A 14,554-nucleotide genomic window follows, 5' to 3' on the forward strand; every position below is an offset into this window, starting at 1 on the left:
TATTTTCTACTTGTATTTTAAAATAATTAATATTCTGACTTGCAAATATACATGCAAATGAGTACTATTCTCGTTTACAAAAATGACTCTCCCACGTATTACGCCACCGACAAGGATCAAAATGAAACGAACTACACTTGCCAAGGCAGTTATTGCAGCATTAATCTCGCCGTTGTCAGTATCAGCGATAGCTGACGATACACTCGCCCTTGAAAGCAATATTGAACAGATAAAGATTATAGGCAGCAAGTCCCAAGCTAGAAAAATTGCTGGTTCTAGCGCGTATATCGACCAAGCCCAAATAACGGTAGAAGCCTCTACCGACATTAATCAGTTAATGAAAACCATTCCTGGTGTTTACATTAGAGAAGAGGATGGAGAAGGTCTGCGTCCAAATATTGGGATCCGCGCTGCTTCTGCAGGTCGTGTTAGTAAAGTAACCCTGTTAGAAGATGGCGTAATGATGGCACCTGCGCCCTACTCGAATCCCGCAGCTTACTATTTCCCTACCGCGTTTCGTATTTCAGCTATAGAGGTATTAAAAGGCGCGCCTCTTCTGCGCTATGGGCCACAAACCACAGGCGGGGTTATAAACCTTGTTTCTACGCCAGTACCGGTAAAATTCGGCGGCGAAGTGTTAACGCAGTTTGGTGAAAACAGTAGCCGAGATATTCATGCCTTTGTTGGTGGCACAAACGGTCAGTTTGGTGCACTAATAGAAACGGTTCAGCGTAGCAGCGATGGCTTCAAAAACATTGATCGCTCACAGCGCGATGCTGGCTTCAATATTGAAGACTATGTAGCAAAACTCGAGTGGACCGGCGATCAAAGCAGTCTTTTGGCCAAAATACAGTATTCTGAAGAAACAAGTAATGAGACCTATTTAGGCCTAGCGGATGTTGACTTTTTCCAAGATAAGAACAGACGCTATGGGCTATCAGAAATTGACCGTATGGACAATTCACACAACAGCTACACCTTGAACTACAACTACGACATAAACAATGAGATAAGTATAAACGTGCTTGGTTATTACAACGAGTTTTCACGCAACTGGTTTAAATTAGACGGCGGTAACAATTACGTTAATGCCGCTAATAGCGGCGATGCTGAAGCACTTGCAATTTTGCGCGGTGAGCTTGATGAAACGGGACTAAACTACAAAAACAATAATCGAAAATATGAATCAAAAGGGATCGAGTTTAACGTTCGGTGGTCATTAGATGCACACGATATTGAATTTGGTATTCGCGATCATAGCGACGACATGGACCGCTTTCAGCCTGTCGATATTTATGATCAAATAAACGGCAGCCTCCTTTTTACGGGTACAAAAGCACCCACAGGGAGCAATAATCGACTTGAGGGTGCCGATGCAACCAGCTTTTGGATAACTGATCGCTGGCAAGTAACGCAAGCATTAAACCTTAACCTAATGTTACGCTACGAAGACGTTGAGTCATTTCGCAATCAATTTGCAGATGTTGAGCGTACAGCTATCGCCAGCACTCGTGCAAATAGTACGGATGAATTGCTACCGGGAGTGTCATTTACCTATGACATAAACAATGAATGGCAAGTCCTTGGCGGTATGCACAAAGGCTTCTCTCCATTAGGCGGCGGCGCTAAAGCTAACCAAGAGCCAGAAACCAGCAATAACTTCGAAGTGGGTGCACGCTATAACGCAAATGCCTTATTTGCCGAGGCAATTATCTTTTACAGTGATTTTAGTGACACTACCCAAATTTGCTCAATCGCCAACCCCTGCGACAATGGCGCAGACTCAGGCTCATATGTGCTAGGCGAATCGCTTGTATCAGGCATTGAGTTTCATGTAAGTAACTCTTTTACATATGAAAGCTTTTTAATTCCCGTAGACTTTGCCTATACCTATACCAAAGGCGAAATAAGCAATGATAATACAACAGCAGGCTTATTTGATGGCGATGAACTAAGAGATATTCCGCAAAACGTGTTTAGCCTTAGGTTAGGTCTTGATAACAATGAAGGTTGGGCAAATTACGTTGTGGCAAAATATATGGATGAAATGTGTGTATCTGTAGGCTGCAACCGTGGCAACAGTGAATTTGACAAAACAGAGTCCTTATTTGTAACTGATTTTATAAGTCGCTTTGACGTAAATAATGACATGACTGTTTTTCTTAAAATACAAAACTTGTTTGACGAGCAGAACATCGTTGCCCGTTCACCACACGGTGCTCGCCCAAATAAACCACAAACAGCTTCTATTGGTTTAGAGTATTCGTTTTAAGTTAACAGGAATATAGCCAGCAATGGCACTATGAAGAACACGCCCGCAATATAGGCGATACCATAGGCCTTTTGCTCGGCTACTCTCAAAGAAAGCTGATACGACAAGTTAGGCGGCCATTCTCGCCAAAAACTCACGCCATATATTAGCAATACCGCCATTGAATTGTACACAAAATGCACAAAGGCAATTTGCAATGCCAAGTTGGCATTTGGGCCGGTTATAGACAGCGCAGCCACTACCGCAGTGATACAAGTGCCAATGTTAGCGCCAAGTGTAAAAGGGTAAATAGAGCGCGCTGTCACAATCCCATTGCCTACTAGCGGCACCATTAGTGACGTGGTGGTAGAGCTTGACTGCACTAATACTGTTACCAAGGTACCCGAAGCTATGCCTGATATAGCGCCTCGGCCTAAGCTATTTTGTAACATCTGCCGCGCGCGGCCAACCATAAGTGACTTCATTATTCTGCCCATCCATGTAATGGATAAAATAATCAGTACCATGCCAATAGCGATGCGGGCGGTGCCATCCCATAGGGGTGACAAACTTTCGGTGAGTGCTTTAACGGTGTCTATTATGGGTGAGGTAATTAATTTTATAGGATTAAAACCGCCTATATCAGTGGGCGAGCCAAAGGTGACAAAGGAGACTAAAAATGCGCTAGTTTTTTCGAGTAAGCCAAACAATATCTCAATGGGTAAAAAGATAAGCACCGCAAAAATATTGAAGAAATCGTGAATAGTCGCCGCGTTAAAGGCTCTTTGAAACTCTTGCTTGTTGCCAATGTGGCCTAGGCTAACAATTGTATTAGTGATGCTGGTACCAATATTAGCGCCCATCATCATAGGAATAGCGATAGTAATAGGCAGTCCACCCGCCACCATAGCCACAATTATAGAAGAAACAGTGCTTGAAGACTGCAGTAGCGCGGTGCACACCATGCCAATAATCAAGCCCAGTATTGGGTTTGAGGCATATTCAAATAAGGTGCTGGCATGCTCTTGAGTGGCCACCTTAAAGCCGCCACCAATAAGACCAACCGCGGTAAGCATCGCAAATATGAGCGCAATTAAGCAAAGCCAGCGAATAAACTTCGGCCAGCTTTGTAAGTTGTTCAAAACCTTTGAAGGCTCAATATGCGAAATAACCTCTTTTACATTGGCAATTTTGCTTTGATTCTGCTTTGAACTATTAGGCGATGAAGGCATAAATATAACTCAATAAGTTAACGGCACTATAAACACCTCACGGTTGTACAGCACTTTTGTGAAGCTTTTATTAAACTTTGAATAATTTCGCTAACTATACGCAAAAAGGCAAATAAAAAATACAAAGCGAGTCGCTTAGGTATGACTCGGCTCGACTCGTTATTTCACCTAATATCCGTTATTGCGTTAAAATGGCGCTGGAAACTGCTTGAATACAAGCGCAGTCTCTTTTAAGCATTCTTCGGGCAGTGTAATCTCAAATGCCGCAAGGTTTTCACGTAGTTGAGGCATAGTCGTCGCGCCAATAATGGTGGAGGTCACGCCGTCAATTTGATCAACCCATGCAAGCGCCATTTGGCTTGGTGTTATATTATATTTTATAGCAATGTCACAGTATGCTTTTGTAGCGCCCTGGCTTTGTAAATTATCGCGAAATAAACCATTGCGCTGCAGCATCGTCCAGCGGCTGCCTTTAGGGCGCGCGCCGTTTGCATACTTGCCTGACAGCATCCCACTAGCTAGCGGTGACCATGGCAAGTACGCGATATTCTCAAACACGCACGATTCGATCAAATAGGGCCAATCTTTAGCGTGTAATAAACTAAATTCATTTTGAATAGACACAGGCTTGGGAATATTCATTTCTGCGCACAAGCGCAAGTAAGTGAGAATACCCCAAGGCGTATCATCTGAAAGCGCCCAGTGACGAATTTTCCCACTGTCGATGGCTTTTTTGATACCGCTTAAAATGTCACGCATACCTTCAATTTCTTCAGCCACATCGGTTGTTGAGGGTTTGAGTTTATTTGGCCAATGATTAGCAAAGTGCGGATGACTGCGATTAGGCCAATGCAGTTGGTACACATCTATGTAATCACTTTGTAGGCGAGCCAGTGAATCATCAATAGCAATGGCTATGCTGCTGCTTGCTATTGGGCTGCCGTCTCGCACATAGCTAAAGCCTGCGCCCACAATTTTCGTGGCAATAATGAGGTCTTCACGTTTTTGCTTGTTGCGTGATAACCAATGACCAATGTGCTGTTCAGTTTTACCATGGGTCGCTTGGGTAGGAGGTATTGGGTACATTTCGGCGGTGTCAATAAAATTGACGCCCGCGTCAAGAGAATATGCTAGTTGGCTGTCGGCTTCTGCTTGAGTATTTTGAATCCCCCAGGTCATCGTTCCCAAACATGCTCTTGAAACTGATAAACCTGAATTTCCTAGTGGTGAATATCGCATCGCTTTCCTACTAATATTTGAAAAATAAAATGTTGAGCATGCTAATACTCATCGGTGGTTAGTTACGTACTTGCCTAGATTTAGGAACGTATTTTTTACATTAAATGCCATTTGCTCTTCTGTGTAGTAAGCGTAGGCACAAAGCCACGCTTCTATAAAAACTATTTTGCCAAAACTTTAAGATGCGCAACCACACTTCGGCCCAGTGCGCTTAGGGCATAGCCGCCTTCTAACACTGACACAATATGACCATTACAGTGCTTATCTGCTACCATTTTTATTTGCTCTGTTAACCAGACATAGTCACCTTCAACTAAACGTAAGTAGCCCATTTCATCTTCAGCATGACCGTCGAAACCGGCTGATATGAAAATAAGTTCGGGTTTGAATTTATCTAAAGCCTCAAACCAGTGTGCTACTAGCAAGCGATAATCTTCACCGCCGGTGCCTGCTGCAATAGGCACGTTTAATATGGTATCACGCGTAGGACCGTCGCCGCTAAAAGGATAAAAAGGATGCTGAAAAGAAGAACAAAACATAATTCGTTCGTCAGATTCCACAATATTTTGAGTACCATCGCCATGGTGCACATCGAAGTCGATAATCGCGACACGCTTAAGACCCATTACATCGAGCGCATATTTTGCACCCACTGCCACGTTGTTAAATATGCAAAACCCTGATGAATTAGAATACCCTGCATGATGTCCAGGCGGCCGTACCGAGCAAAAAGCGCTTCTCGTTTTACCCGCTAAAATTAAATCTACAGCGTCTTTTACCGCGCCTGCGCTGTGTAAAACCGCATCTAGACTTTTTGACATCAGCGAGGTGTCATCATCAATAAACACTCGCTCTCCTTCTTGCGTGGGTGCGCTGCTAATAACGCGGTCAACAAAGTCATTATCGTGAGCCAGCTTCAAGGTAGCGATATCTATTTTATGCGAATTCGCGAAATGAACCACATATTCAAGACCCGAGGCAATAAGCTGATCGTTAATCTGATGCAAGCGCGCAGATTGCTCAGGATGATCGTTACCCATGTTGTGTAGATTACATTTTGGACTGCCAATAATAGTGACGGTCATTGCACAGTTCCTTTTTCTGCGTTCTGGATTTCATCACCCATCGCTGGACTGTATAGATGGCGTACTAGTTCGATTTCCCCGGGATCGGCATTAAACACGCGTTTAAAACCAAAGTGTTCAAATACAAAAATCATTGCTTTGTTTTCGCTTTTAACCATGGCAAACATTTTTTTCAAACCCCGAGCGCTGGCAATGTATATCATTTCTTGCAGTAAGCGCTTCGCCATTCCTTTTCCCTGATTGGTCTCTCGTGTCACAAAAGCCACTTCACACGATTTTTCGGGATATAAGTAGTAGCGCCCAACGGCTTCAATTCGGGTTCTAGAACCTTCTTGCTGCACAATGGTTAGAGCAATATCTTTTGATTGATCCACACTGACTAAATCGCAGGACTTTTCGCGCGTCATGTTTTGAGGAATATAATTATACCTCAACCTTAAGGTTTCTTTAGTATGTGAATAGAAGAACTCTTGCAGGCGTCTTTCATCGGAAGGGTTAAGCGGACGCAGGTAGAATTTTTCAGCGTCAATAATAATCGGCTGAAGCTGCATGTCACCAAACTCTGGCACGTCAGTTGGGAAATGTTTTTGATAATCAGGCACCCATAAATGGCGTCTAATCTGCTGTAACAAGCCTTCACGAAAACTAGGATGCGCAACCCGAATGAGCTCTAGAGCTCGCTCGCGGACGCTTTTTCCACGCAGGCTTGCCACACCAAATTCCGTTACCACATAGTGCACATCACCGCGAGAAGTCACCACACCTGCGCCTTCACTAATGTTTGCCACAATTCTAGATATTGTGCCGTTTTTAGCCGTGGAGGGCAATGCAATGATAGGTTTACCGCCTATGCTTTTAGACGCGCCCTCTACAAAGTCGACCTGCCCACCAATACCGCTGTGAAACTGATAGCCGATAGAGTCGGCTACTACCTGCCCGCTTAAGTCCACTTCAATGGCGCTGTTAATAGACACCATATCTTTATTTTTAGCAATATTCGCTGGTTTATTAATATAGGAAGATGGATAAAATTCAACATGAGGATTGTTATGCACAAAGCGATAAAGCTTGTCGCTGCCCACACAAAAGCTAGTGACGGTTTTACCCGGGTGAAAGGTTTTTTCGCGATTGTTAATGACCCCTTTTTGCATAAGTTCGGCTATGCCGTCGCTTATCATTTCACTATGTACGCCTAGATTTTTATGGGTATGCAAATAGCGCGTCACAGCATCGGGAATTTTGCCTACACCGAGCTGAATGGTAGCGCCATCGCTGACCAACATTGCTACATATTGAGCAATCCGGTCGCTGATTTTTGAGCCTTCAACCACCGTCATTTCCGGTATGTCTTGGGCATGCTCAATACAAGCTGAAAATTCACTTATATGTAAAAACGAATGCCCTGCGGTACGCGGCATCTTAGGGTTAATTTGTGCAATAATATACTTTGAATTACGCGCTGCCGACATCACAATATCGACCGACACCCCAAGTGAACAATAACCTAGTGAGTCCGGTGGCGATACCATAATTAAGGCGACGTCTAGGGGCAGAGTACTATCGCTAAATAAGGTCGAGATCCTGGAAAAAGAGCAAGGCGTGTAGTCGGCTCGACCTTCATCTACAGCTTGGCGAACCGCATCTCCATGAATAAAAAAGGTGTTCACTTTAAATCTATTCTTGTACTCAGGCAGCGCCCATTTGTTCTTTCCAAATGTGGCAATGTGGATTAATTCCAGATCTTCTATTTTTTTGCCATCGGTAATTAAACTATCGATTAAGGCGTTAGGGACAGCAGCATTTGAACCAATAAACACGCGATTACCCGATTTCAACACGGTATGCCATTCAATCGCGTTGTTAAACTGTGATTTAACCATTTGCATGCAAACACTCCTTTATATTTTATGAATTTTAAATATTTATACGCCAGTATTATGGCTATTGGGGTATTTGTAAATAATACTAAGGTAGCCGATGTTTATTTCCTGCTGTTTGCTTTTTGCTGTAATATTACAGTTATAACATAACTATAATAGGCACAGCATGAAAATCCTCGTTCGCAATTTAGCGCGTACTACTACGCAAGAAGAAATATCGGTATTATTTACGGCCCAAGGTGAGGTGACCGAGTGCACCTTAGTGCTTGATCAAAAAACAGGGGAGTCAAAAGGGTTTGCGTTTATCGAAATGCCTAATGAAGAGCAAGCACATGCGGCGATTGCCACTTTGCATCATGCTAATATAGCGAATAATAAAATTAGAGTGAAGGCGGCTGACTAAGCACTTTGGCTACTAACAACTTTTTTTGCCTAAGATTTTGTACATTTTAGGCTCTGCTCACAGTTCGCTTAGCAGGGCGAACGCTACTTTTTCTTTCTCAACAAATTTACGCCACTGGCGCGCTGCTGCCCGGCTGCTGTTAAACTCCTCGGCCTTGGCAAGTTCATTTAAAGCATTTACAAAATCTTGTGTGGCATATAACGATAGGCCGAGCACCATATGAGTATCGCCAGGTCTGTCTAAGCTGCCTTTTGTAAGCGCATTATTTGCTGTGTCTATCGCTTTTTCAAAATTGTCTAAATTGTAATACAGCAGCGCTAACTGGGCGTCGAGTTTGCCGTCGGTCGACAAGGCCGCCGCTTCTATCATAACCGGCACTGCCTTTTCATCTTCTTGCGCCGACTGCCAAGCCTGAGCTAAAAACGTCAAGTTACGCAAGTTTTCATCTAGTAAGCCTGTTTTTATAGCGTGGTCCATCAGCTTAGCCCCTTTATAAGGCACACCATGATAGTAGTAAAGCTGCGCCAAATTAAAGGTGTCTGAAGCCGAGTTAATGAAGCCTCTGTGATAGGCAATTTCCATCGTAGCGAACTGCTTCTCTTCTTGTTCTAATTCGCCGTACATACCGGCAAGCTGAATCCAATACTTGGGTTGTTCATATAAACGAATTAATTTGATTATGATATCTTTTACTTTTTCAGGCGCCTGCATTTCAAAGTAAATAGCGCGCTGCAGCACTAGCCAGTTTTCATCCGGCAGAAAACCTTCGTCTTCGTGCCCTTTAATGGCGCTTTCAATATAATATGCGGCTTCTTCATAGGCCTTGTTTTGGTATAAAGCCTGTGCTTTCAAAATGTAGTTTTGGGGGGGGATAAGGCCATGGTTAAGTGACTCCCACCTTTTTAGGTAAGTAATAACATCACTAAATTGGCTCTGCGCCATACTGAGTTGCGCTAAACTGTATAGCGCGGTTTGCTCAAAACTAATGGGAATGGGCGATTGCGCCACCGCTTCTTTGAAAGAGGCTATAGTGCGTTGAATATCGTCTTGTGAATAATAGATAAAACCATAAAAATTGTGCATGGTTGCACGCTCTATGCTGTTCATGCTAAATGATTTTTCTTTTACAGCGTCAAGTACCGCTAAGGCGCCGGATATGTCACCTTCATCGGCTATTTTTTGAGCGCGCGCAAGCTGCTCATACACGGTAGATCTTAGAGCGGGGACTGTGCGCGTTTCTCGCTCGCTAGCGGATGCGTCCGTTTGCCCCATTGCGCCAGTTGATGAAGAACCGCTGATTTGGCCAGATGCATAAACAACAGGCACAACCATAAACACGCCAGTGATAACCGTAAAGCCTAAGACACTAACTGTGCACACACTGAATGCTAGGGCGTTAAAGCGCGCTTTGAAGGATTGACATCGCAGCATAATAGTTTTTGCTGTTAATTCTACTGCGCTGATGCAGCGTAAGCAGAATTCTCGCGTCTTTTTTGGTACATTCACGCTAAGTGATTGATAAAATCTCATCGTCATCTAATGTCGCCTTACTCAATCTCAAAGGTGATACGGTTTTGAACCCCAGCAACGGCAGTTGGCTCACCATTAACCATACGTGGTTTGTATTTAAACTTTATTACTGCATCTAACGCAGCTTGCTCAAAAATACCCTGCGGATTTGCTTCTACCACCACGGGGTTTTGCACCGCGCCTGTTTTATTCACTGTAAATTCAACAATTACATAGCCTTGAATGCCGCGCTGCATAGCCCTGCGGGGATAAATTGCCTGTACTTTGGTAATAGGCACATACTCACCGTCTCCCGAGTCTAATGAGAGTCCGCCGTCGAGCGAAATATCACTGCTTAGGTCGGCGGCAAAATTTAGGCCGCTTTGCCCACCGTCTGGTGCGGCTGCATCCATTTGCATAGCCTCCATTGGCGGAGGCGGCTCTTGAGGCTTGGGCGGTTTTCTGGGCTTGCGATCTTTTTGCTGCGTCTGTTGCTCGGGCTGTATCCGCACAAAATCGAGCACTTTACCTTGGGCAGGCTCAGTTAACGCACTGCCGCTGGATTGAATTAGCGACTGCATTAAAAAAAACAGGCCTAACGTGATAAGTGCTGCAGCAGCAAAGGCAATTACATATCGAAACATAAGCTAGTCTTGCGTCGCCACGGCGGCATCGTCAATGCCAGCGGCCCTTGTGGCGTCTAGTACTTTCATCAGCGTTTCGGTGGTCGACTTTTTATCCGCCTGTATTACCACTGACCCCTGTGGGTTTTCGGCGTGAAGGCGTTCAATATTAGCCTGCACCGCGCGAACATCTATACGGCGTTTGTTTATCCAGATTTCATTATTTTCGCTTATAGCCACCAATATACTGGCTTTATCCTTTTTCACCGCGGTAGACGCTTCAGGACGATTTACATCAATACCTGACTCTTTTACAAAAGAAGCAGTTACGATGAAGAAAATAAGCATAATAAATACAACGTCTAGCATAGGCGTCATATCGATGTTTGCTTCTTCTTCGTCCATCAAATTTTGAAAATGTTGCTTCATAGTATTTCCTTTATTTTGCTGACTGTGTGCCATTTAGCGTTATTGCAAAAATAATCTTAAAATCGCGGTGACGCTTGCTTAAGCATGCATTAACCAATATTTCTAACCAAGGGCAAAGCTTCTTCTAAGTGAGTGCGCTCGGCCTTTGATGTTCGCATTAACCAAGCAGAGGCAAATACGCCAGACAGTGCGCCTACCATGCCGGCCATGGTGGGAATAGTCGCTTTTGACACACCCGATGCCATAGAGCGAGCGTCACCACCGCCGGTGATCGCCATTACGTCAAACACTTCAATCATGCCGGTAACGGTGCCCATTAAGCCAAGCAAAGGACACAAAGCCACCAGCGCCTGAATGATGGGAATACTGCCGTTTAACTTCATGCTAAGACGCGAAATATACGCTTGGCGAATTTGCTCTGCATTCCAAGAAGTGCGTTCTTTACGCGACATCCACTGGGCAACCACGCTTTTTTTAAGCTGCTTATGCGTTATTTGTATATACATAACTCGCTCTAAAATAAGCAACCACATCACGAAAATAAGCAGGCCGATCACGAGTAGTACTTGACCGCCGGTTTCCGTAAAATCCCTGATTGATTCAAATATTTCAATCATGCACTGACACCTCAGTTACGCTAACTTACGAGAAGTTGTGCTTGCTCTTGCGCTGACCTGTTCAGCGCGCTGAGCGATAACCCCAGACGCTTGCTCTTGCAAGATATACACGATGTTTTTACTGCGCGTATTAAGCATGGCGTAAAACAAGGTAGTGGGGATCGCCACCACAAGCCCTAATACGGTGGTCACTAACGCGGTTGATATACCACCGGCCATCAGTTTAGGGTCGCCAGTTCCAAATAGCGTAATAGCTTGGAACGTCACAATCATGCCGGTGACCGTTCCGAGTAAACCCATAAGCGGCGCCACTACCGATATAATTTTAATAATAGTTAAAAAGCGGCCTAAACGCGGGACTTCACCTAATATAGCTTCGGTTAAATGCAGTTCAAGTGATTCAACGTCAGCGTGCGGGTATTTATCGCGCACTTGCATAACGCGCCCAAGCGGGTTGTTGTCTGTAAAGGTAGTTGATTTAAGCTGCTTGTTAACCTTGGTGCGCACAATGGTTAAGCTAATTAAACGTTCAAAGCACAGTAATAAAGCAATCGCACCCACTATTAATATGATGTAGCCAACTAAACCGCCCTGTTCTACGCGCTCTTTTATGCTGGGCGCCTGCACTAACAAGCCTAAAATAGAGCCTCCTGTGGGATCCAAACCAAAGCGCACCAAATCGCCACTTGATGCTTCCACAGCAGACACCGTGCTTAAAAAGCGCCCGGCTGGCTGGCGAATAAGCTCTGCAACAGTGCTTGTGTTATTGTCAAACTCTAAGTATTTACCGTCAGCGATTAAAGCGAAAGGTCCTACTCTCGTGACTTCTTTATTCACTTTGTCACCGTTTGCTTCAATCACCACGGTATTAAATTTCGTGACTTTGCCGGCTTGGGTCATTTCACGCTGTATTTCAAACCAAACTCTTTCAATTTCATCAATAGACGCCAGCTTTGAAGAGGATCCCATAGACTGCGCCATTTGGTCTAAGAAGTTGTCGCGGCCAGGAATTTGCGCACTAATAATAGAGTTTGCAAACTTATTTTTGGTATCGCCAGCCACCTGTTGCAATACGCCGAAAAGTTCTTTGAGCGAGCCTAAACGAGTGTCGAGAGCACCGTTTAAATCACCAAGTTTAAACTCGTTTTCTTCGAAGTTGGTTTCTAATTTTTCAGACTCGTCCAACAGCGCGTCGCGCTTGGCTAAAGTTTCACGTAAAATACGATCTTGGTCGGCGCGCTTGGCGGCAAACTCATTTTCACGGACCTGATTTTGCTGGGTTTGTGAAAAATTGCCTTCTTCTAGCTGCTTTAGTAAGGCATCTAAATCTAAGGCTTTTTCATTGTCCTGCGCGTGCACGCCTAACGCTAATATAGCGCTTAATGAGACTATACAAGCCAAGTTGGCTAATGGTTGTAGCAAAGTGTGGATTAATTTCATAATGCTTCTCTTTCGCCCTAAATTAGTCGGTAACAGCCACCGGCACCATGATCAAATCGGGTGCAAGTTCTTTTCTGGCCATACGTAGACCTTTCGTAATTTGTGTGCGGTAGCTAGAATCTAGCGCGTCGAACTGCCGAGTTTGCTTATTGTATACACCCTGAGCGCTGCCATCGCGGGTTTGATATAGAAGTGCGGTGCGACCGATGCGTAAAAAGTCGACATTAGTTTCGCTGCCGTTTATATTTTGAAATCCGCTATAAGCTTCAATAGTGCGCCCATAGTCCATCTCAACTTGGTAGGCTTCCATTACACGCCTAAATTTCTCTGATGGCGCCACGCTTGCTCTGTCCATCATAGCGTTCAAATCGGCGATTCTATCGCTTCGCTCTTGCGCTAAAAAAGGCACATCAAGCTCAACAAACTGACTTAGACCACTTATCATGTTCATCATAAGCGGGGTTATTTGGCGCTCAATAACACTTACCTCATCAATTGATGCGTTTATGTCGTCCATTTCTTGCATTTGACTCACTATTTGCTTGTTGAGTTGACCGTTATAAACGGCCAAGCCATCAATCTCTTTCATCAAGGTTTTGTACTGTGCGAGTTTGCTGTCAATTTGCTCAGTAATGGCGTTTATATTATTTTGTGAACGCTGAGCAGCCGCATTTATTTGTATTGCGGCTTTATTCGCTTGGTCTAAGTAAAGCGCTTCTTGCGCATTTGCATTTGGCGTTACTGCAGTCACTGCCAGCGTGCTTAATACCGTTGCAGTCAATAGTGGTCGTAAAACCTTCATATGCGTTCCTGAAAAGTTGAATTTTAAGGTAAATAAGTGAACGCGATGAGGATAGGTATTTTCTGTGACAGTTTTATTACACTTTTGCGCAAAGATGATACCTTCACAAATCTGTCATAATTGACGCACGGGAGTGACGCTTGAAAAAAAGGCTAAATGGGAGTTTAGAAAGACTTAGGACGGGCCCAAAACCAGCTTAATACAACAAGTAAGGCAAATGCACTGTACACAAATACAAAAACCCATGGTGGGGCGTGGTAATACAAAAAAGTTGATAGCCAGTGAGAAATAAAGGTGCCTGCATAAACCGCTTCACCCGCCTGTTCTCGCAGGGCCATTTCCCATGTAGTGAGCGGGCAAATTATCCCTAGCCAAGACTGCACAACCACAATGCCAATGCCTATAAGATGTGCAATACGAAACCTAGCAGACCTTATCCATTGCCAGTGGCGTACTTTTCCTACAAAAATTAGCAGCAAGCCAAATACAACAAACATAATAAACAACACGTGGATTACGAGTAAGGCATCTGCCGCTAATAGATAAAAGAAATTACTGTCCACAGCACTTTTTATATTTTTTACCGCTGCTACAGCGGCAGGGTTCGTTGCGTGCGGTCACTTTTTCTACCGTAACCGCGCGCTGCTTATTTAGCACTAGTTTAAGCTCATAAATAGACTCTACCGCACCTTCGTTGCTGTCCACGCTAATATGAGCATGCAACCCTGCCTCATCCACTAGGCTTTGGACTTCTTGCTTGCGAGCTTCATTGATCACAACTAGCATAAGCGGGTATTTTTTGCTCCCTGAAATACGGCTAACTTTTGCTTTATAGCCAAACCTGAGGGTATTTTGACGCGCATCTTGGCGGCCTTTGAAAAAGAACTTGTCTGACATGTGTGGGTCCAACTGTGGTAAAAACGGTGACCATTTAGGTCGCAGCAATAAATTTTACTAATTGTACCGCGAAGCGCACAAGCAGCCTACCGTTTTCACAATTGTAGGGGGAAGTGTTAGCAATGCGCCCTAACTTTCTAACATCGC

The 14,554-nt window shown here is 44.2% G+C and carries 14 protein-coding genes; 2 read left to right on the forward strand and 12 right to left on the reverse strand.

Annotated elements, in window-relative coordinates:
- Positions 1–121 precede the first annotated feature (121 nt).
- Complete coding sequence (locus tag GPUN_RS02075; protein ID WP_006002949.1) at positions 122–2,272, forward strand: TonB-dependent receptor family protein; 2,151 nt, start codon at positions 122–124, stop codon at positions 2,270–2,272.
- On the opposite strand, the gene GPUN_RS02080 is transcribed toward GPUN_RS02075, so the two are convergent.
- The 4 genes from GPUN_RS02080 to GPUN_RS02095 form a co-directional block, all read right to left on the reverse strand.
- Positions 2,269–3,483, reverse strand: coding sequence for a Na/Pi symporter (locus GPUN_RS02080; protein ID WP_006002951.1), 1,215 nt, complete (start codon positions 3,481–3,483; stop codon positions 2,269–2,271). The genes GPUN_RS02075 and GPUN_RS02080 overlap by 4 nt on opposite strands.
- 186 nt (positions 3,484–3,669) lie before the next feature.
- Entirely contained in the window at positions 3,670–4,722 is a 1,053-nt protein-coding gene (locus GPUN_RS02085) for an aldo/keto reductase (RefSeq protein WP_040520020.1), read from the reverse strand.
- Positions 4,723–4,883: 161 nt separating this feature from the next.
- Positions 4,884–5,807 (reverse strand): histone deacetylase family protein, encoded by a 924-nt coding sequence (locus GPUN_RS02090; protein WP_006002953.1) that lies wholly within the window; start codon positions 5,805–5,807, stop codon positions 4,884–4,886.
- Complete coding sequence (locus GPUN_RS02095) at positions 5,804–7,693, reverse strand: bifunctional acetyl-CoA hydrolase/transferase family protein/GNAT family N-acetyltransferase (RefSeq protein WP_006002954.1); 1,890 nt, start codon at positions 7,691–7,693, stop codon at positions 5,804–5,806. Before GPUN_RS02095 ends, GPUN_RS02090 begins: the two co-directional genes overlap by 4 nt.
- Positions 7,694–7,853: 160 nt before the next feature.
- Here GPUN_RS02095 and GPUN_RS02100 point away from each other — a divergent pair, with 160 nt between their 5' ends.
- Positions 7,854–8,090, forward strand: coding sequence for an RNA recognition motif domain-containing protein (locus GPUN_RS02100; protein WP_006002956.1), 237 nt, complete (start codon positions 7,854–7,856; stop codon positions 8,088–8,090).
- Between the two features lie 57 nt (positions 8,091–8,147).
- Here the strand turns inward: GPUN_RS02100 and GPUN_RS02105 are convergent, their stop codons facing one another.
- The 8 genes from GPUN_RS02105 to GPUN_RS02140 form a co-directional block, all read right to left on the reverse strand.
- On the reverse strand, positions 8,148–9,626 hold the full coding sequence (locus GPUN_RS02105; protein WP_006002958.1) for a tetratricopeptide repeat protein: 1,479 nt from the start codon (positions 9,624–9,626) through the stop codon (positions 8,148–8,150).
- An 11-nt stretch (positions 9,627–9,637) separates the two neighbouring features.
- The gene (locus GPUN_RS02110; RefSeq protein ID WP_006002960.1) at positions 9,638–10,243 is read right to left on the reverse strand and encodes an energy transducer TonB; all 606 of its coding nucleotides are present in this window, start codon (positions 10,241–10,243) and stop codon (positions 9,638–9,640) included.
- A gap of 3 nt (positions 10,244–10,246) precedes the next feature.
- A complete protein-coding gene (locus GPUN_RS02115; RefSeq protein WP_006002961.1) occupies positions 10,247–10,651 on the reverse strand; it encodes an ExbD/TolR family protein in 405 nt (134 codons plus the stop codon).
- Positions 10,652–10,740: 89 nt separating this feature from the next.
- On the reverse strand, positions 10,741–11,268 hold the full coding sequence (locus tag GPUN_RS02120; protein ID WP_006002963.1) for a MotA/TolQ/ExbB proton channel family protein: 528 nt from the start codon (positions 11,266–11,268) through the stop codon (positions 10,741–10,743).
- A gap of 15 nt (positions 11,269–11,283) precedes the next feature.
- Positions 11,284–12,708, reverse strand: coding sequence for a MotA/TolQ/ExbB proton channel family protein (locus GPUN_RS02125; RefSeq protein WP_006002964.1), 1,425 nt, complete (start codon positions 12,706–12,708; stop codon positions 11,284–11,286).
- Positions 12,709–12,730: 22 nt separating this feature from the next.
- Positions 12,731–13,510 carry a DUF3450 domain-containing protein gene (locus GPUN_RS02130; protein ID WP_006002966.1) on the reverse strand — a complete coding sequence of 260 codons (780 nt, stop codon included), beginning with the start codon at positions 13,508–13,510 and terminating at the stop codon, positions 12,731–12,733.
- Between the two features lie 164 nt (positions 13,511–13,674).
- Positions 13,675–14,073, reverse strand: coding sequence for a DUF2784 domain-containing protein (locus GPUN_RS02135; RefSeq protein ID WP_006002968.1), 399 nt, complete (start codon positions 14,071–14,073; stop codon positions 13,675–13,677).
- On the reverse strand, positions 14,063–14,407 hold the full coding sequence (locus tag GPUN_RS02140; protein ID WP_006002970.1) for a PBPRA1643 family SWIM/SEC-C metal-binding motif protein: 345 nt from the start codon (positions 14,405–14,407) through the stop codon (positions 14,063–14,065). The genes GPUN_RS02135 and GPUN_RS02140 overlap by 11 nt, the downstream gene beginning before the upstream one ends.
- Positions 14,408–14,554: the final 147 nt, after the last annotated feature.

The organism is Glaciecola punicea ACAM 611 (assembly GCF_000252165.1).
GTDB lineage: Bacteria > Pseudomonadota > Gammaproteobacteria > Enterobacterales > Alteromonadaceae > Glaciecola > Glaciecola punicea.